Source organism: Acinetobacter boissieri (assembly GCF_900096955.1).
GTDB classification, from domain to species: domain Bacteria; phylum Pseudomonadota; class Gammaproteobacteria; order Pseudomonadales; family Moraxellaceae; genus Acinetobacter; species Acinetobacter boissieri.
Map to the genome: position 1 here is coordinate 123,549 of NZ_FMYL01000004.1, position 17,838 is coordinate 141,386.

Genomic DNA, 17,838 nt, shown 5'->3' on the forward strand with positions numbered 1-17,838 from the left:
CTCATGCTAGAGTAATCACAGATTTATACAATAAAGTACAACTCGAACCACTTTTTGATTAAAAATACGGCAAAAGCAATATGAATCATACCCTCTATTTTTTACCCGGTGCATTAGGGAATACCACTTTTTGGCAACCCGTGATTGAGCATTTACCAATGCATGATTGCCAAGTGATGGCTTATCCTGCTTTTCACAACACGCCACCATTAGCACATATTCAAAGTTTTGAACAACTGAGTGACCATGTCATTCAGCACATGCCTAAAAAAGGCATTGTTATTGCACAATCTATGGGTGGGTTATTTGCCATTCGCCATGCCCTTAAAAACCCACATTTGGTGCAAGCATTGGTCTTGGTCGCTACGTCTGGCGGTATAGATCTTCATGGATTAGACCTAACAGACTGGCGTGAACACTACAAAAAAGATCACCCGACCATACCGCACTGGTTCACTGAAAACACACCAAATTATCAAGCTCTGCTACAGCAGATTAAACAACCCATTTTACTCATTTGGGCAGACCAAGACCCTATCAGTCCACTGACCATTGCCACACGCTTAAAACAGTATTTACCACAGGCCAAACTGCATGTTATAGAGGCGTCAGATCATCACTTTGCTGCCCAGCATGCCATTGAAGTTGCAACAACAATTGGCGCTTTTATAGCATCTGCTGTATTGCCTGAACGATAAAATAACAGCCCACAACACAAAGCATGGCAGCAAAACAACACTGTAAACCACGGGGTGATAAACGGTGTGCCAATTTCGCACCAAATTTTGCAGTGATAAAACTCATACAACTAATACCAACAAAAGCATACACATGCACATAACCAATCGCATGAGGCAAACTCACACTGCCATGATGACCAAACCACATAAAGCCTATTGCACCAGCCACAGCAATTGGAAAACCACAAGCAGCCGATGTCGCAACAGCTTGTTGCATGACCACACCATGCCGATTTAAATATGGCACAGTTAAAGACCCACCACCAATACCAAAAATTGCTGAAGCAATCCCAATCCCAACCCCTGCACCACCTTGGCGCAAAGGTGAAGGAAGTGTACGTGATTGGTCTATCTCTGACTTTTTATTAAAATACATTTTTGATGCCACACTGATGGCAAATAAACCAATCACAGCTTGTAATATATAATTCGGTAATAAGTCGGCAACACCTGCCCCTAAAAAAGAGCCTAAACACAAGCCAATGGCAAGATTTTTCACTACAGGCCATAGCACTGCCTTTTTTTTATGATGCGCCATAATTGAGCTAATTGACGTCACCATAATTGTGGCTAAAGATGTACCTAAAGCCAAATGCATCAACACATCACTCGGATAGCCCTGATGACGAAACACAATATATAAAATGGGTACAATAATTAAACCACCGCCCACACCAAACAACCCTGCGGTGAATCCTGCAATTGCACCAATGGCCAAATATATGATTAACTCCACAACTACCCCCTGCAATGTATTGTTTAAATGATCTCAGATACCGCCACCTTAAAAGCTCATCTTAAGTCCAGTGCCTATGCACCTGATGTTGTTTTATTAAAGCAAAGCACAACATCAACCAACGATGATGTAAAAATGTTTGCTAAACAAGGGTTTCAGCGTATTTTAGTCTGTAGTGAATCTCAAACACAAGGACGAGGCCAACACCAACGTCACTGGGTGTCTCCTACAGGTAATATTTATTTAAGTACACTTCTCACAACCACACGCCCTTTAGATGGACGACTCGCACTTGAAGTGGCTTTAAATGTGCTACACATGCCTTGTTTAGAAGGGTTTAATCTTTCTGTGAAATGGCCAAATGACCTATACAGCGCACAAGGTAAATGGGGGGGGATTTTGGTTGAACCTATTTCAACAACACAGGCGATTGTTGGCATTGGCGTAAATCTTTTTTCACACCCAACACTTCAAAATCTCGATCAAGAAACTACAGCCCTGACCCAAATTGGACACTTAGCCTATAGCAGAATAGAAGTGATTGCAGACATATATTTAGCCATACAACATGCAGGACAATGGTTTGACCACAACAGTCAAAATCTTGCCCACCGCTTTAACCAATCTGCACATTTTAAAGACCAAAAAGTCGATTTCGAGCATCAACACGGCGTACAAAGTGGGATTTTTTTGGGCATACAACACGATGGTGCAGTACGCATTCAATCGACAGATCAAATACACTGTTTCTACCAAGGCCGTTTACGCCCAAGTACAACAACACAATAATATAGGCAAATTTTATGAAAAGTCTTTGGCTAGATATTGGCAATACACGGCTTAAATATTGGATTACAGAACATGACCAAATCATAGATCATTTGGCTGAATTACATTTGCAATCACCTGCCGACCTACTTTTGGGATTATTGCGTTATTTTAAAAAACAACATATCGACCAAATTGGCATTTCCTCAGTGCTAGATACCCGCAATAACAACCAAATTGCCAAGACTTTACAACAGCTTAATTGCCCAATCATTTTTGCTACAGTAGACAAAACCTGTGCCGGATTACGTTGTGGGTATGATGTACCTGCACAACTTGGTATTGACCGTTGGCTACAAATGCTTGCTATTGCTAAACCAGAGCAGAACTATTGTGTGGTTGGTTGTGGTACCGCACTCACCATTGACTTAATAGAAGACATGCAACACTTGGGGGGCTATATTTTACCGAATTTGTATTTACAGCGAGATGCCCTGATTCAAAATACCAAAGGCATTAAAATTCCAGATTCAGCCTTTCAAATACTTACCCCTGGTGAAAATACCATTGACTGCGTACATCACGGCATTTTACTGGGACTGGTTAGTAGTATTGAAAAAGTCATGCAACAAAAACCCAATCAAGCACTCATTTTAACAGGTGGAGATGCCACCTTATTTGCTCAGCATTTACCTAAATTTAACCCAACCGTTATGCAAGACTTACTATTACAAGGCTTACAGTGCTATGTGAAACAGCAAAAAATATAATTTATACAAACTCAACCACTTGATTCCGTCCACTTTGTTTAGCAACTGCCAGTTTAGAGTCAATGTCTTTATAGGCTTCTTGGAAACATAAATCTGACTGGTATTGCCCAACACCCATACTCACAGTGATATTCAAACCATTCGCAATTTTAGAAAAGTTATGTTTTTCAATACGTGTACGTAGTTTATCTGCTAAATAAGGCAACTCTTCGGCAGATAAGTCAGGTAAGATAATTAAAAACTCCTCTCCACCGAGTCGTATGGTGTGGTGCTTTACATCAGATAAATTCTTATTAATTAACAGGACCATTTCTTTAATTACCGCATCGCCGATGGGATGACCATAGCGAGTATTGACGGCCTTAAAAAAGTCAATATCTAACATAATTAAGTTAAATGACTCTAATTTTGGCAACTCAAGTTCAATAAAATACTGTAATCCAAGCCGATTATAAGCCCCTGTTAAACTATCTAAACGACTTTTACGGTTAATATCAAAGATCAGCCGTTTAACTGCCAACAAGATTGTAAGAACACTAAAAAATAGTGCCATCAAATAAAATAAATGTTGTAAAAGTGAAAACTGCTGATATGAATAATAAACTTTACCGCTTTTCCATAAGAGTACACGTAACATATCTGGCGAATAAGACACATAAGCGAGGCGTACCACTAAAGATAACAACCAGATAGTGATGACAAAACACCATGTTTTTTCTAAGAAATCACCAAATATTAAATGCCTAACTTTCCACAAGCTACTCCCTAAAAAAATAACCAGAGCGCTATATACACTAAATACAGATATAAAATAGTACTCGTCTAGTGGTGGCATTAATGAACTAATACAACGGACTACAAATGCAATAATAAATACAATACAGCAAATGACCGGGTTTAGGCTTTTGCCCTCTAATAAAACAATACCCTGAGCAATAGAATAACTAAAAATTAAAAAAAATAGTCCGCTGAGTACGCTATTTAAAGAGTCTTGGTTTGGGAAGTGTGTAATTTGAAGCACTACACCTATACTAATAGATAAAAATGCAGTACCCAACTGTATTAAATACTTGGCTTGGCCAACTAGAAAATAAGTTAACAATAATAAGAGTGACATGAAAAAAATTGTGAATGGATATGTCAGCACAAGGGATTGCATCATATCCATCATTTCATTTTTCCTTTTTTATGTTGAGTTTTTTGAGAGGCTACGTTTATAATTTTTCTCTGATACTCTTAAAATAAAAAAGTAAGAATACTATCTCTTAATTTATAATATAACATACGAAAAGAAAAAGAATCAATCAAATTAAGTTTTAGAATTCAATCAACACAGCTCACTCAAGAAGATATTTTAAAAGAAAAATCTATTTGGACGGAGGCAATAAAAAGAAAATACAGATTAAGAAAAAGAGATTATTTTATACAGTAAAGCCATAAACTTTAGTGCTTTAATAAGTCATAAAAAAGATTAATAATTAGTCAAAACTCTGTCTCTAATATCTATTATAGATATCATTTTTAATAACCTAAATCTTATTTAAACCAAGAGTACTCACGACCTGAACAGTCACCTTACTTTATGACAAATTTGATATTCAAATACAGATAAATAGATTTTAAATAAATGTTCATAAAAAATTTCTTTATTCGTGATTAACTTGTATAGATTTTAGGTCACCCCAATTCTGTTTACACTATAAATATACCGTACTCAAAGCATAGATTAACAAGAGTAGCCAGAGTATGAAAATACCTCTTTCTCTAACTACCCCGAAATAGTTTAACTTGGCTGATACTCTAAAGATGAATGATGTACAACAATTTTCAACTTACTATTTTTATCTTTAACAAAACCCCAGGTTTTATCGACTGTCGTAATTTTACCTTTACCATCTTCCAAATAAACTTTCCCCATCACTAATGCATAATCATTAGAAATATTAAAAGCATCATTTTCCACACTGCACTTTTGCCAGCCTTTTAATGCAAAACCAGTATCATTTGGGAATTTTTCATCATTTGCAACAAAGTAAGCCAAAGCGCCTTCTTTCGTTGTTCTGAATGTTTGTGGTTTTTGGCTGAGGGTTGGCTTAAATAGAACCGTATTGTCTTTATACCCATACTGATCATCTAACACATCAGATGCCATTTTTTTTGCAGCCAATTGGCCATCTTTGAGATATGTTTGACTAATCGCGACTAAAGAGTTACACCACTTTTGCTGCTGGGCTTCTACTTCTAGCTGAGTAATCTTTGGCACATGCTGTTCAGCAAAACTTGGAGTTGTATTCAAAAAAATAGTTGCAAATAAAATAGGAGATAAAACGTAAGCTTTCATAAGATAAAATAATCTAAATAACGAAAAGAAAATCTATTATATGGCAACAATATTCACTTTTTTATATAAAAAATGTTAAATATTTAACATTTTATTTATTAATTTAATCTTAAAAATTAAAATTACTTCTCTTTAAGTACACATCAAAATAAAAACTCTGACACCATTTTAGTGGTATCAGAGTCAGTTATTACTTTTTTTAAATATGTTATTTTTTACTTTTATCGCCAAACAATGGACCGCCACCTCCTCCACCACCAAACTGTTTTTGCATACCACTCAAAGAGCGCATCATTTTACTCATACCACTTGGGTTGGCAAATTTTTTCATCATTTTTGCCATTTGCGTATGCTGTTTAATCAGTTTATTAACTTCTGCAACGTCTGTACCACAACCTGCTGCAATACGTTTTTTACGACTCGGGTTCATTAAGTCTGGATTACGGCGTTCTTTGACCGTCATCGACTGAATAATGGCCTGCATCTTTTTCACTTGTTTTTCTGGGTTCGCCTGCTCAAGCGCTTGTTGCATACCTGCATTACTCATACCGGGCAGTTTGTCTAAAAAGCCCATCATGCCACCCATTTTATTCATCTGCTCAAACTGCATTAGCATATCTTCAAAATTGAAGCTACCGCCTTTTTGCAGTTTTTTTGCCATTTTTTCGGCTTTTTCTTTGTCGATTTTACGCTCAACTTCTTCGACCAAAGACAGCACATCGCCCATACCTAAAATACGTTGGGCAATACGCTCCGGATGGAATGGCTCTAATGCATCAAGCTTTTCACCCATACCTAAAAACTTAATTGGCTTACCTGTAATCGCACGTACAGATAATGCAGCGCCACCGCGTGCATCGCCATCCGTCTTGGTAAGGATCACCCCTGTAAGTGGCAAAGCATCATTAAACGCTTTGGCCGTATTGGCCGCATCTTGCCCTGTCATTGCATCGACCACAAACAGCGTTTCTGTTGGGTTTACTGCTTGATGTAATGCTTTAATTTCATCCATCATGTCGTCATCGACATGTAAACGGCCTGCTGTATCTACAATGAGTACATCGGCAAATTGAATTTTTGCTTGCTCAATGGCACGGTTTACAATATCAATTGGCTTTTCTGATGCGTCAGATGGAATAAAGATTGCACCCACTTCATTCGATACCATTTCGAGCTGTTTAATCGCTGCAGGACGATATACATCTGCAGAAACCGTCATGACTTTTTTCTTTTGACGGTCTTTTAAGTAACGTGACAATTTAGCTGCGGTTGTGGTTTTACCCGCACCTTGTAAGCCCGCAAGCAACACCACAACAGGTGGTTTTGCAGCAAGGTCTAACGTTTTATTTTCTTCACCCATCATTTGGGTCAATTCATCGTGTACAATCTTGACAAAGGCTTGACCTGGAGACAGTTGTGTCATCACCTCTTGGCCTAACGCTTGTTCTTTGACTTTGGCAATAAACTCACGGGTCACAGGCAAAGCAACATCCGCTTCTAAAAGTGCCATACGTACTTCACGTAAGGTATCTTTTATATTGTCTTCAGTCAGTTGACCAGAACCAGTGACATTTTTTAGACTCTGCGTGAGTCGTTCTGTTAAGGTATCAAACATTGCAAATTCCGCTTTAAATGGTCTGTTGCAAAAAAATCTTTTTCAAAATAGAAAATTTATGCATTAATTGCTATAGGATACTTGAGTTCTCTCAAAATTTACATCGTATAGCATGAATATTCATCATTGTAACAAAGGTTTGACATGATCAGTCTTCCATTGGTCTACACAATACTCTCTTTAGTGGCTTATACCACGGGATTTTGGTACACCTTTACGCATCTTTTAGCCAAACGTAAAGCCAATACACTTTTTATGGCCATCATTTTATTGATTGGTCTTGTGTTGCATGCCTATGTATTGCGTAACGATATGGTCACAGCATATGGCATTAATTATGATGTATTTAACTTATTGTCATTTACCTCAGGCCTTATGCTTGTACTAAGCATGCTCTATAGTAGCTACCGCCCCGTTTCTGCCTTGAACTTACTCGGCATTCCTGTTGCAGCCAGCGGTCTAATTTTAGGCTTTGTTTTTAGTCAGCCAAATCAATATGCAAGCCAACATACCATTGGCTTAGATTTACATATTATATTATCGCTGTCTTCTTATGCTGTATTACTTATGGCAACGATTCAAGCCGTCATGATGTGGCTACAAAACCAAGAACTGAAAAAGAAACAAAAACGTCTTTGGGTTAATCTACTACCACCATTGCAAGTCATGGAATCATTGCTTTTTGACATGCTCATTACAGGGTTCATTACACTCACTGCAGCGTTATTATTTGGCTTCTTCATGGTCGATAATTTTATACAACAGCACCTTGCCCATAAAACTATTTTTAGTATTATCTCTTGGTTTGTATATGCCACATTATTGATTGGACATTTCAAATTTGGTTGGCGTGGTCAAAAAGCCATTCGATTTACTATTATTGGATTTTTCTTACTTGCTTTAGGTTTTATTGGTAGTAAATTTATTTTAGAAGTGATTTTAGGGCGTTCATAAAATTTATATTACCTATTTGCAAATATCATATCATTCACTTTTGCGCTTTATATGTATGGAGTTCCTTTGAAACTCATTTTAGCCCCTATGGAGGGACTCACTGACCCAATCATGCGAGATGTACTCACACAGGTTGGGAGTTTTGATTGGTGCGTGACAGAGTTTATTCGAGTAACCAATAGCGTCTTACCAGACCATGTCTATTACAATTATTGCCCCGAACTTAAAACGGATGGAAAAACAGCATCAGGTACACCCGTACATGTACAATTTTTAGGTAATGATGCAAATATGCTAGCAGCTAATGCTGAACGAGCTGTATCACTCGGTGCACCTGCCATTGACTTAAACTTTGGTTGCCCTGCTAAAACGGTTAACAAACACAAAGGTGGTGCAGTATTACTCGATGAACCAGAAGTTATACATACCTTAGTTAAAGCGGTACGAGATGCTGTATCTGCCCATATTCCTGTGTCTGCAAAAATGCGTTTAGGTTATTTAGATGAAAATCATACGCTAGAAAATGCCCATGCAATTGAAGATGCAGGGGCAAATTGGCTCACGGTACATGCGCGTACTAAAGCAGATGGCTATACCCCACCTGCATATTGGGAAAAAATTCATCCTATTCAAGACGCATTAAAAATTAATGTGATTGCCAATGGAGAAATTTGGAATTACCAACATGCAATTGACTGCCGTAAACAGTCAGGATGTCATGACCTCATGTTAGGCCGTGGCGCTGTGACTACGCCAGATTTGACCCAATGTATTCTTCAGCAATCGCATAAAGCGTTACTCACATGGTCAGAACTGATTACACTCCAAATTCAGTTTCTCACTGGCCCAAGCAAAACTGAACTCGCTATGGTTGGGCGCTATAAACAATGGCTAGGTATGATGAGTAAAGCCTATCCTGAAGCACAAGATCTATGGCAAGTCGTGAAAAGAATTAAATCGGTTGATGAAATGATTATTCATCTCAAGCAACACCTTCAATGATCTAATAGACTGACTACACCATAATGTGCTGAGGGCATATTGTAATGATGTGCCCACAATTGATTACCGTAGTCAAAGTGCCACCATTCTGATGGTAAATTACTAAACCCAGATTGAACCATACTCCAATACAACATGCGTCGATGCGCTTGTATAGATACATGTTGTGTATTTTCAAAAGCATGACTATAACTCTGAGTCGAAATTTCATCAAAAGCTGTGCCCAAATCAAGTGGATTACCTTGATCATCGCACAACGTGACATCGACAGAACCACCTGTTAAATGTGGGCTTGGCTTAAAGACATCGGTACTTGGCTCAGCAACAAATTGATTTAATAATTCTAATTGCTTATAGGCGGATAAATCTGCGTAATTCTTTTGAATAAAATTCGCAAATGATGCTCGCAATGCCATTTGTACCTTATAGGGCCTCCAACCATCTAATACCAACAAGTGTATGCCTTTAGGCAAAAAAGAGGCCGCATATTCTAACCGTTGAATTAAAGACGCACGAATGTAGCATTCATTTAACGCCCCTTGTATACCTTGAAGATAATATGCCGGCGAGGTAAACACACCATATTTAAGCAATAATTTCGTGTCTTGTAAGGGGTCATCTGAATTTATAATCGGTAGATCATAGACTCTCCCCCAATCTACATCATGTGCAGTTGGAATAGGCTGATCATACATACTATGACTTTGTTGTTGGATACGCATAATCACCCCATTTACTGGTTTTCACCCCAAGCCCTACCAGTGCTTCTACCAACTTCACTGCAGCTCCAACACCATCAACCACAGGAATTCCAATGTCCTGACTCAACTGATTAACCATTTTAGACATACCACCACACCCTAAAACAATCGCCCCAATGTCATCCTGCGCTTTTGCCAATAAACAACTTTCTTTCAATCGTTGATACGTATTATTTTCATCTTGCTCTAGAGCAAGCACAGGTAAATCAATACATCGGATTTTAGAACACTTATGGGAAAAACCATATTCATGTAACAAATGCTCTGCAATAATTTTTGTTCGACTGAGTGTCGTCACAATCGTAAATTTTGTTGCAATGAGTGAAGCCACATGAAAAGCAGCTTCAGCAATACCAATCACAGGTGCATCAGCAATTTCACGCGCTGCATGCAAAGCTGGATCACCAAAACACGCAATAATGTGTCCATCGATACCATCTAAACGTCCTTGTTGCACTAACTCAAGTACCCCAATGGCTGAAATTGCTTCATCGTAGTGTCCTTCTATCGATTCAACTCCTTTTTTTGGGCATACAGTCACAATTTCTGTCGAAAATGATGCAATATTCTTTGCACTTGCATCAATCGAGTGCGTCATCTCTATAGACGTATTTGGGTTAATCACTTGTATTTTCATAATATTTACTCTTTGAATACTTAAGTTTTCTTATTTATATACCTAATTTAAGTACAAAAAGACGTAAAAAATTGTTTATTTATCTAATTTAGACTTAAGTCTTAGTATTGTATTCAACTAAATCTTATTTTTGGTCTGATTCCTGCTTAGTAACAACTATAAAATAAGTTTTAGGAATACAAGCATGACAGATCAGTCATATAGCGCAAACCTCACTAATGAGGATTTAAAACCAGCAAAACAAAATTGGTCTTGGTACAATATTTTTTCTTTTTGGATGTCAGATGTACATAGTATTGGGGGCTACGTTGTTGCAGCAAGTTTATTTACTTTAGGCTTAGCTAGCTGGCAAGTATTTGTTGCTCTACTACTTGGAATTGTCATTGTACAATTGTGTGCCAATTTAGTCGCTAAACCTAGCCAAGTAAGTGGTGTGCCTTATGCCGTGATTAGCCGTCAAGCTTTTGGCGTATATGGTGCCAATATTCCTGCACTGATTCGAGGTGTGATTGCCGTCTCTTGGTATGGTATACAAACATGGTTAGCATCTAATGCACTTATGCTCATGTTACTCAAGTTCTTCCCAAGCCTTGCCCCACTCACCACCACTAGTTTTGTTGGACTCACGACCATTGGTTGGATTTGCTTTGGCTTTATGTGGGTATTACAAGTCCTTGTGTTTTGGAAAGGCATGAATGCCATTAAAGTATTTATCGATTGGGCCGGCCCAATGGTTTATGTGGTCATGCTAGCGCTTGTCGCATGGCTAATCAGTAAAGTTGGATGGTCAAACATTTCACTTAACCTTACAGATAAAGTACTGTCTTCTTCTGAGCAATGGATGCAGTTTGCTGTTGCTGTTGCATTGGTTGTCTCTTACTTTTCTGGGCCATTACTGAATTTTGGTGACTTTTCTCGTTATGGAAAAGACATGAACAGTATTAAAAAAGGGAACTTTTGGGGTTTACCATTTAACTTTATATTCTTCTCGCTTATTACTGTCGTCACAGTCTCTGCAACATACAGTATGACCGGAAAAATGGTCACAGACCCTCTTGAAACTGTTGCGTTGGTCGACAGTACCTTTGCTGTTGTACTTGGTCTTGTTACTGTACTGACTGCAACCATTGGCATTAATATTGTAGCGAACTTCGTTTCTGCAGGTTTTGACTTCTCGAATGTTTTTCCAAAGAAAATTAGCTTTAGAACAGGCGGCATGATTGCGGCTGTCGGTTCAGTACTGATTACACCATGGAATTTATTCCATTCACCAGAGTTAATTCACTACACCCTAGATACTTTAGCTGCTTTTATTGGGCCTCTATTTGGTATTTTGATTGCAGACTTTTATTTTGTAAATAAACAAAAAGTGTCTACAGATGAATTATTCAGTGAAAGTAAAACAGGGCGTTACTGGTATAAAAATGGTTTCAATCCTAAAGCAATTCTCACTTTAATCCCTTCTGTTTTAGTTGGACTCATTCTCACTTTTGTACCTACATTTCACCCAATTGCACCATTTAACTGGTTTATTGGTGCATTTTTAGGACTCACGGTCTACAGCTTTTTATGTAAAGATAAAATTTCTTCACCTGTAACCGATTTAAGCGCATCAAAAGACTAAGTCTTTCATACCAACCTACTTATTACCTTAATGCGTAGGTTGGTTAAACTAAAACGCCTCGTTTAAAAATAATTTAAACGAGGCGTTTTAATGCGATGCAACACATTATATTTATGATTCTACATGCGTTAAATCTTTAATGTTTTCTGTTGGACCATTTTTTTTCACAGATTCAATTCCGTTGTCACGTGATGCGACAGAAGCGTACATTTGACTGGTTCCAATAATCTGATGATTCGCTGCTTTTAAATTAAAATAAGCTTTACCATTTTTTGCTTCTAAACGATCAAACTTACTGTCATCTAGTGAATTTTTTTGTACTGAACTAATACCTGTTTGTGCCGAAGCTTTCGCTTTATATAGTTCACTCGTTAAAATGATTTCCCCATTACCTGCTTTAAGTACAAAACGAAATTGATCATCTTTTGCTTTTGAAATTTCATAACAACCTGACATATACTCACCTCATTATTTAGTTCAATTCTTTATGTTGTAAACCGACACAATATGTTGCGGTTCAATTAATATAAAGCCTGATGCAGTTTTTTAAAAGTGACTATATTGTAACCATTTTCTTTTTTAATTTTTATTTTAGTGTTATCCAAATATCATCCATCACAATTAACGGCTGATTTTTTCTGTAGAATCCGACAGAATAAAGCAAATAACTGATCAATAGAGATTTAAAATGAGCACACTTTCATTTACTCAATACAGCTTAGTTGGTTCAGATACAACCAAGTTTTTACAAGGGCAAGTGACCATTCATGCAGAACGTTTAGAAGATAACATCACACAATATACTGTTATTTGCGATCTTAAAGGGCGTATTCATTTTGGCATTTGGCTTAAAAAAATATCTTCAGAACATTTTGAAATTACGGTTGTATCAGATCAAAGTCATGATTTTGAACAACATATTCGAAAATATGGTGCTTTTGCTAAAATTACTCTGACTGCCCTTGGTGAGGTTTTTCCTACACTACAACAACACAGCACTGTATTTTCAGCACAAAAAACTGATATTGTGGCATGGCAACATGCAGCCATTGCAGATGGCCAAGCTTGGATTACACAAGCGACTGCACACGCCTTTCAGCCACAAGAGCTTCGTTTACATCAGCAACATGCTATAGCGTATGATAAAGGATGCTATCTTGGACAAGAAGTCATTGCACGTTTGTGGTTCAAAGCGCAGCCGAAACAATGGCTACATTTAATTGAAGGCACTGGTATAGCACCTGATGTATTATCTAAAATTGGTACAGGTATACAAGTGGTTAATCGTATTGCTCTTGAATCGAATCAATACCTCGCTTTAGTGATTGCCCGTCCGCAGAGCTTAGAAGAAAGCACAGAAGTATCTGTACTTGAACTCCCTGTGCATTTACAAGGTGATGTTGCAAGACCCAAATAAGTAAACGCTGTAACTGATTCATATAATATATCTTCGTACAAAAAAGAGAATAATCATGAAAACAAGTAAGCATCAACCTATAGAAAAGCAATATCGTGCGATTTTATGGTTGGTTGCGATTGGTTTTTTCATGCAACAGCTCGACAGTACGATTATTAACACAGCACTTCCTCAAATTGCGCTCAATTTAAATGAAGATCCACTGAATATGCATGGCATTGTGGTGGCTTATGTATTAGCCATGGCTGTAACCATTCCTATCAGTGGTTGGGTGACTGACAAATATGGCTTAAAAAAAACATATTTTGCAGCCATTATTTTGTTTAGCACAGCCTCAGTCGCCTGTGCTTTATCTCACAGTTTGACGCAATTGATTGTTGCTAGGGTATTTCAAGGTATTGGTGGCGCTTTACTCCAACCTGTAGGTCGCCTGACTTTACTTAAAGTCATGCCTAAAACACAACTACTTGCAGCTTTAAGCTTTGTAAGTATTCCGGGTTTAATTGGCCCTTTAATTGGGCCAAGTTTAGGTGGTGTATTGGTTGAATGGACAAGTTGGCACTGGATTTTTCTCATCAACGTACCTATTGGTCTAATCGGTGCAATTTTCACCCTTAAAATACTTCCAGATCTTAAAGAAGATAACTTTCAGCCTTTTGACTATCTTGGATTTATATTAATTGCCACGACCATGCTCAGTTTATCTTTTTTACTTGAGCACTTAACTGAATCTCGTCCTCAAATGACCAATACGCTTATTTTATTGGGCTTTGCTGTAATTGCAGCTGTTCTTTATTATTTTCATGCCAAAAGGAAACCGACAGCAATTTTTGCAGCAGATATTTTTAATGTTCGTAGTTTTCGTATTGGTATTTTAGGTAATTTTTTCGCTCGCTTAGGCAATGGTGCGATTCCATTTTTACTGCCACTCATGCTACAAGTTGTGCTGAATTTAAACCCAACCATTGCCGGTTTAATGATGATTCCTTTGGCATTGGGTTCAATGTTGATTAAAAAGTATATCACACGTTTGGTGGACCGCTTTGGCTATCGCTATGTACTGACTGTAAATACTGTATTCGTTGGGTTAGGTATGATGAGCTTTGCTTTACTTTCTACTAGCACCCCAATTTGGTGGCAAGTCATTCACTTTTTCTTATTTGGTGTTGTCAATTCAATCCAATTCACCACCATGAATACTGTGAGTATTAAAGACCTTACACATCAAAAAGCAGGTCAAGGCAACAGTATACTTTCCGTTGTACAACAGCTTTCTATGAGTATGGGCATAGCGCTCGCCAGTGTTGCGCTCAATACTTTTTCTCAAATGTATGGAAAAATACATATATTGCAATCTTTTCAATACACATTTGTCTGTTTAGGACTCATGACCTGTGCAGCAAGTTTTATATTTTTTAGATTAAAGGCAAAAACCATATAAAATTAAACAAAAAATAATTTTAAATATCAACACAACCAGACATTGCTTGTCGTAAAGTTTGCCCTTTTTTACGCTCAATCAATCGGGCACACATACCAAATGCAGTTGGTCCAACCACATCTGCTTTGGGTGTATCTCCAATAAACAACATCTCTTTAGCATCACAGTGAAGCTCATTCAGCAAGTGCTGATAAATCTTAGGATCAGGTTTAGTCGCACCCACTGCATAGCTCATAGCATACGCATCAAAAGATGGAAGTTGATTAAATACTGCATTGCCATATGGCATGGCTAAGTTCGAACATAAAGCCAATTTAAATCCTTGAGATTTTAACTTTAGCAATGTCTCTCGTGTGTCATCATATAAACAAATAGAGTCCAATTCTTCAGCCAAGTCAGCCTCCAATGATTTAACCAAATCTATTGAAATTTCATACCCCCAAAACTTTGCTAATTCAGCAAAACTCTTACAATGAGACATTACCATAGATACATCATTGGCTTGTGGTCTACGGCCCTGCTTGGCTAAGGCATGTAATAGTCGTTTATAAGGAGAACGCCTTTTTTCTATTGTTAACAACGTACCAAACACATCAAAAACAATTACAGAGCATTGCATTTCGACTTTCTCACTTACGATTCAATGCATATCAAGTTTTAGTCTAATCTGTTCAATGTAAGATACAATGGCATATTTATCCTAAAAAAATAGAGCCTGACAGGCTCTATTTTTATTTTATATATCGTTTAAGATAGAATCTGACCAGTTTGATAATTTGGGTTTGGCACTGCAGTTGAAATCTGATACGGATGCTTAAAATCGTTCAGTCCAGATTTAGCTTCTTCCAAACTCTTACCTTCTTTTAACACAAAGCTGTCAAAACCTGAGCGTTTTAGATAGTTTAAAACATCTTTAAAAATATCACCTACAGCGCGAAGTTCGCCTTTAAAACCTTGACGGCGTAAAAGGGCTGCGAAGGAATAACCTCTTCCATCATTAAAGCCAGCAAATTCAATAAAAATACTGTCTAGCTCAGCCAGTGGAAAAACATGATCTTCAGGCGAATCATCTACTGTAATCAATAATGCTTTTTTACCTTTGACCTGTGAAAGTAAATCAAGCTGTGCTGTCGTTAATACAACATCAGCAGATGGAAACTCACCCGTCTCTTCTACCAACGTATAGGTATTTTCTGCAACTAAACCATCTTTTTGTAAAACAGGAAAATCAAGATTAAGCATATGCTCTCTCCTTAAATGGTTTAATGCCAACACGGCGATAGGTATCAATAAACTTTTCTTCGTTTTCTCGAATATCTAAGTAGGTATTTAAAATCTCTTCAATCACATCAGGAACAACATCTGCTGCAAAAGATGGGCCTAAAATGTTACCAATTGAAGCATCATGGTCTGAATGTCCACCCAATGTAATTTGGTAGAACTCTTCACCTTTTTTATCTACACCCAAAATACCGATATTCCCAACATGGTGATGTCCACATGCATTCATACACCCAGAAATATTCAGATCTATTTCTCTTAGGTTATACAGCATGTCTAAATCATCGAAACGGCGAGTAATTGCTTCAGAAATCGGAATTGACTTTGCATTCGCGAGTGAGCAATAATCGCCTCCCGGACAACAAATAATATCAGTTAAAAATCCAATATGTGCTCTTGCCATATTCGCTGTTTCTAACTTCTGCCACAACTCAAACAAACGCGCTTGCTCTACATCTACTAAAGAAATATTTTGCTCGTGTGTGGTTCTGAGTTCACCAAAAGTGTATTCATCTGCCAAATCTGCAATAAAATTCATTTCTTCAGTGGTCATATCGCCAGGGGCAATACCCGCTCGTTTCAAGTTAATGTTCACAATACGATAGCCAGACACTTTATGTGCATGTGTGTTCACATTAAACCATTGTTTAAACTTAGGGTATGTATTAAATAATGCTACAAAATTTTCATCTGGCGTATCTTTATACTCAAATGGTTTAAACACACAATCCATTTTTTCAAGCAAGCTTGGTGCTACAGTTAAATGCTCACGCGTGTGTAAAAATTCAGCTTCTACTTTTTGAGCAAAAACTTCAGGAGTTATCGCTTTGACTAAAATCTTAATACGTGCTTTATATTTATTGTCGCGGCGACCATGTAAGTTATACACACGCAAAACAGCATCAAGATAAGCAATTAAATCTTGGCGAGGTAAATACTCACGAATTACACTTCCAATCACTGGGGTACGGCCTAAGCCACCACCTGCTTTAATTTTATAACCAATTTCACCTGCTTCATTTTTAACAATATATACCCCAATATCATGAAAAGAAGCAGCTGCACGGTCTTTTTCAGCCACAGCAGAAACAGCAATTTTAAATTTACGCGGTAAAAAAGCAAATTCAGGGTGGAAAGTACTCCACTGGCGAATCAACTCACAAGTCGGGCGAGGATCTGCCACCTCACCTGCAACAACACCTGCATATTGGTCAGTAGTCGTATTACGAATACAGTTGCCACTGGTTTGAATGGCATGCATTTGTACAGTTGCTAACTCTTCTAAAATATCTGGTACATCTTCTAAAGCTGGCCAATTCAATTGAATATTTTGCCGTGTTGAAATATGAGCGTAGCCACGGTCGTACTGTGTAGAAATATCAGCAATTTTTCTCAGTTGCTTTGAGTTCATCAGTCCATATGGTACAGCAATACGCAACATGGGTGCATAGCGCTGTACATACAAACCATTTTGCAATCGCAATGGGCGATATTCATCTTCAGACAAAGTACCGGCCAAGTAGCGTTGCGTTTGATCTCTAAATTGAGCAACTCGCTCATTTACAAGTTGTTGGTCATCATTGGTATATAAATACATGGCGTCTAGCTAGTAAAATTAATTTTATGCTCATAGCATACGAGCATTTCATCTATCAGCGAAATGCTTTTTTTGCATATTTAATAGCGGTTTTTCTTATAAAGAAAAATATAGCTATAAAAAAAGCCCAGTCGAAACTGGGCTTTTTTATACT

The 17,838-nt window shown here is 37.7% G+C and carries 18 protein-coding genes; 8 read left to right on the plus strand and 10 right to left on the minus strand.

Going from position 1 to position 17,838, the window contains the following annotated elements; genetic code table 11:
• Window positions 1-80 precede the first annotated feature (80 nt).
• Entirely contained in the window at window positions 81-698 is a 618-nt protein-coding gene (locus BLS38_RS05480; RefSeq protein ID WP_092747475.1) for an alpha/beta fold hydrolase, read from the plus strand.
• Here the strand turns inward: BLS38_RS05480 and BLS38_RS05485 are convergent.
• Entirely contained in the window at window positions 667-1,476 is an 810-nt protein-coding gene (locus BLS38_RS05485) for a sulfite exporter TauE/SafE family protein (protein ID WP_092747477.1), read from the minus strand. The genes BLS38_RS05480 and BLS38_RS05485 overlap by 32 nt on opposite strands.
• Window positions 1,477-1,503: 27 nt before the next feature.
• Here BLS38_RS05485 and BLS38_RS05490 point away from each other — a divergent pair, with 27 nt between their 5' ends.
• Complete coding sequence (locus tag BLS38_RS05490; RefSeq protein WP_092747479.1) at window positions 1,504-2,265, plus strand: biotin--[acetyl-CoA-carboxylase] ligase; 762 nt, start codon at window positions 1,504-1,506, stop codon at window positions 2,263-2,265.
• Between the two features lie 14 nt (window positions 2,266-2,279).
• On the plus strand, window positions 2,280-3,014 hold the full coding sequence (locus BLS38_RS05495) for a type III pantothenate kinase (RefSeq protein WP_092747481.1): 735 nt from the start codon (window positions 2,280-2,282) through the stop codon (window positions 3,012-3,014).
• A gap of 1 nt (window position 3,015) precedes the next feature.
• On the opposite strand, the gene BLS38_RS05500 is transcribed toward BLS38_RS05495, so the two are convergent.
• The 3 genes from BLS38_RS05500 to ffh form a co-directional block, all read right to left on the minus strand.
• The gene (locus BLS38_RS05500) at window positions 3,016-4,185 is read right to left on the minus strand and encodes a GGDEF domain-containing protein (protein ID WP_092747483.1); all 1,170 of its coding nucleotides are present in this window, start codon (window positions 4,183-4,185) and stop codon (window positions 3,016-3,018) included.
• A 612-nt stretch (window positions 4,186-4,797) separates the two neighbouring features.
• A complete protein-coding gene (locus tag BLS38_RS05505) occupies window positions 4,798-5,355 on the minus strand; it encodes a hypothetical protein (protein WP_092747485.1) in 558 nt (185 codons plus the stop codon).
• Window positions 5,356-5,563: 208 nt separating this feature from the next.
• Window positions 5,564-6,970, minus strand: a complete 1,407-nt coding sequence (gene ffh, locus BLS38_RS05510) for a signal recognition particle protein (protein ID WP_092747487.1) — start codon at window positions 6,968-6,970, stop codon at window positions 5,564-5,566.
• Window positions 6,971-7,114: 144 nt separating this feature from the next.
• Between ffh and BLS38_RS05515 the strand changes: the two genes are divergently transcribed.
• Together BLS38_RS05515 and BLS38_RS05520 are read left to right on the plus strand one after the other, a co-directional pair.
• A complete protein-coding gene (locus BLS38_RS05515) occupies window positions 7,115-7,924 on the plus strand; it encodes a cytochrome C assembly family protein (protein ID WP_092747489.1) in 810 nt (269 codons plus the stop codon).
• A gap of 66 nt (window positions 7,925-7,990) precedes the next feature.
• On the plus strand, window positions 7,991-8,926 hold the full coding sequence (locus BLS38_RS05520; protein WP_092747685.1) for a tRNA dihydrouridine synthase: 936 nt from the start codon (window positions 7,991-7,993) through the stop codon (window positions 8,924-8,926).
• On the opposite strand, the gene BLS38_RS05525 is transcribed toward BLS38_RS05520, so the two are convergent.
• Window positions 8,920-9,648: a M15 family metallopeptidase gene (locus BLS38_RS05525; protein WP_092747491.1), complete on the minus strand. Its 729-nt coding sequence runs from the start codon at window positions 9,646-9,648 to the stop codon at window positions 8,920-8,922. The two genes, BLS38_RS05520 and BLS38_RS05525, sit on opposite strands and share 7 nt — an antisense overlap.
• Window positions 9,623-10,324 carry an aspartate/glutamate racemase family protein gene (locus BLS38_RS05530; protein ID WP_092747493.1) on the minus strand — a complete coding sequence of 234 codons (702 nt, stop codon included), beginning with the start codon at window positions 10,322-10,324 and terminating at the stop codon, window positions 9,623-9,625. Before BLS38_RS05530 ends, BLS38_RS05525 begins: the two co-directional genes overlap by 26 nt.
• 184 nt (window positions 10,325-10,508) lie before the next feature.
• Between BLS38_RS05530 and BLS38_RS05535 the strand changes: the two genes are divergently transcribed.
• Window positions 10,509-11,948 (plus strand): NCS1 family nucleobase:cation symporter-1, encoded by a 1,440-nt coding sequence (locus BLS38_RS05535; protein WP_092747495.1) that lies wholly within the window; start codon window positions 10,509-10,511, stop codon window positions 11,946-11,948.
• A 111-nt stretch (window positions 11,949-12,059) separates the two neighbouring features.
• On the opposite strand, the gene BLS38_RS05540 is transcribed toward BLS38_RS05535, so the two are convergent.
• Window positions 12,060-12,404: a YegP family protein gene (locus BLS38_RS05540; protein WP_092747497.1), complete on the minus strand. Its 345-nt coding sequence runs from the start codon at window positions 12,402-12,404 to the stop codon at window positions 12,060-12,062.
• Between the two features lie 232 nt (window positions 12,405-12,636).
• On the opposite strand from BLS38_RS05540, the gene ygfZ reads away from it, so the two are divergent.
• Both ygfZ and mdtD read left to right on the plus strand, forming a co-directional pair.
• On the plus strand, window positions 12,637-13,365 hold the full coding sequence (ygfZ, locus tag BLS38_RS05545) for a CAF17-like 4Fe-4S cluster assembly/insertion protein YgfZ (protein WP_092747499.1): 729 nt from the start codon (window positions 12,637-12,639) through the stop codon (window positions 13,363-13,365).
• Between the two features lie 55 nt (window positions 13,366-13,420).
• The gene (gene mdtD / locus BLS38_RS05550) at window positions 13,421-14,806 is read left to right on the plus strand and encodes a multidrug transporter subunit MdtD (RefSeq protein WP_092747501.1); all 1,386 of its coding nucleotides are present in this window, start codon (window positions 13,421-13,423) and stop codon (window positions 14,804-14,806) included.
• A gap of 19 nt (window positions 14,807-14,825) precedes the next feature.
• On the opposite strand, the gene BLS38_RS05555 is transcribed toward mdtD, so the two are convergent.
• The 3 genes from BLS38_RS05555 to BLS38_RS05565 all read right to left on the minus strand — a co-directional run bounded on the left by BLS38_RS05555 (window position 14,826) and on the right by BLS38_RS05565 (window position 17,684).
• Window positions 14,826-15,425: an HAD family hydrolase gene (locus BLS38_RS05555; RefSeq protein ID WP_092747503.1), complete on the minus strand. Its 600-nt coding sequence runs from the start codon at window positions 15,423-15,425 to the stop codon at window positions 14,826-14,828.
• Between the two features lie 128 nt (window positions 15,426-15,553).
• Window positions 15,554-16,048, minus strand: coding sequence for a DUF934 domain-containing protein (locus BLS38_RS05560; protein WP_092747505.1), 495 nt, complete (start codon window positions 16,046-16,048; stop codon window positions 15,554-15,556).
• Window positions 16,041-17,684 carry a nitrite/sulfite reductase gene (locus BLS38_RS05565; protein WP_092747507.1) on the minus strand — a complete coding sequence of 548 codons (1,644 nt, stop codon included), beginning with the start codon at window positions 17,682-17,684 and terminating at the stop codon, window positions 16,041-16,043. Before BLS38_RS05565 ends, BLS38_RS05560 begins: the two co-directional genes overlap by 8 nt.
• Window positions 17,685-17,838 lie beyond the last annotated feature (154 nt).

What these genes read in the sequence shown, in the direction of transcription:
- BLS38_RS05515 (WP_092747489.1), top strand. Translation starts at nt 7,115, where the DNA reads ATGATCAGTCTTCCATTGGTCTACACAATACTCTCTTTAGTGGCTTAT.
- ygfZ (WP_092747499.1), top strand. Translation starts at nt 12,637, where the DNA reads ATGAGCACACTTTCATTTACTCAATACAGCTTAGTTGGTTCAGATACA.
- BLS38_RS05500 (WP_092747483.1), bottom strand. Translation starts at nt 4,185, where the DNA reads ATGATGGATATGATGCAATCCCTTGTGCTGACATATCCATTCACAATT.
- BLS38_RS05490 (WP_092747479.1), top strand. Translation starts at nt 1,504, where the DNA reads ATGATCTCAGATACCGCCACCTTAAAAGCTCATCTTAAGTCCAGTGCC.
- BLS38_RS05560 (WP_092747505.1), bottom strand. Translation starts at nt 16,048, where the DNA reads ATGCTTAATCTTGATTTTCCTGTTTTACAAAAAGATGGTTTAGTTGCA.
- mdtD (WP_092747501.1), top strand. Translation starts at nt 13,421, where the DNA reads ATGAAAACAAGTAAGCATCAACCTATAGAAAAGCAATATCGTGCGATT.
- BLS38_RS05535 (WP_092747495.1), top strand. Translation starts at nt 10,509, where the DNA reads ATGACAGATCAGTCATATAGCGCAAACCTCACTAATGAGGATTTAAAA.
- BLS38_RS05555 (WP_092747503.1), bottom strand. Translation starts at nt 15,425, where the DNA reads ATGCAATGCTCTGTAATTGTTTTTGATGTGTTTGGTACGTTGTTAACA.
- BLS38_RS05530 (WP_092747493.1), bottom strand. Translation starts at nt 10,324, where the DNA reads ATGAAAATACAAGTGATTAACCCAAATACGTCTATAGAGATGACGCAC.
- BLS38_RS05540 (WP_092747497.1), bottom strand. Translation starts at nt 12,404, where the DNA reads ATGTCAGGTTGTTATGAAATTTCAAAAGCAAAAGATGATCAATTTCGT.
- BLS38_RS05495 (WP_092747481.1), top strand. Translation starts at nt 2,280, where the DNA reads ATGAAAAGTCTTTGGCTAGATATTGGCAATACACGGCTTAAATATTGG.
- BLS38_RS05505 (WP_092747485.1), bottom strand. Translation starts at nt 5,355, where the DNA reads ATGAAAGCTTACGTTTTATCTCCTATTTTATTTGCAACTATTTTTTTG.
- ffh (WP_092747487.1), bottom strand. Translation starts at nt 6,970, where the DNA reads ATGTTTGATACCTTAACAGAACGACTCACGCAGAGTCTAAAAAATGTC.
- BLS38_RS05565 (WP_092747507.1), bottom strand. Translation starts at nt 17,684, where the DNA reads ATGTATTTATATACCAATGATGACCAACAACTTGTAAATGAGCGAGTT.
- BLS38_RS05480 (WP_092747475.1), top strand. Translation starts at nt 81, where the DNA reads ATGAATCATACCCTCTATTTTTTACCCGGTGCATTAGGGAATACCACT.
- BLS38_RS05525 (WP_092747491.1), bottom strand. Translation starts at nt 9,648, where the DNA reads ATGCGTATCCAACAACAAAGTCATAGTATGTATGATCAGCCTATTCCA.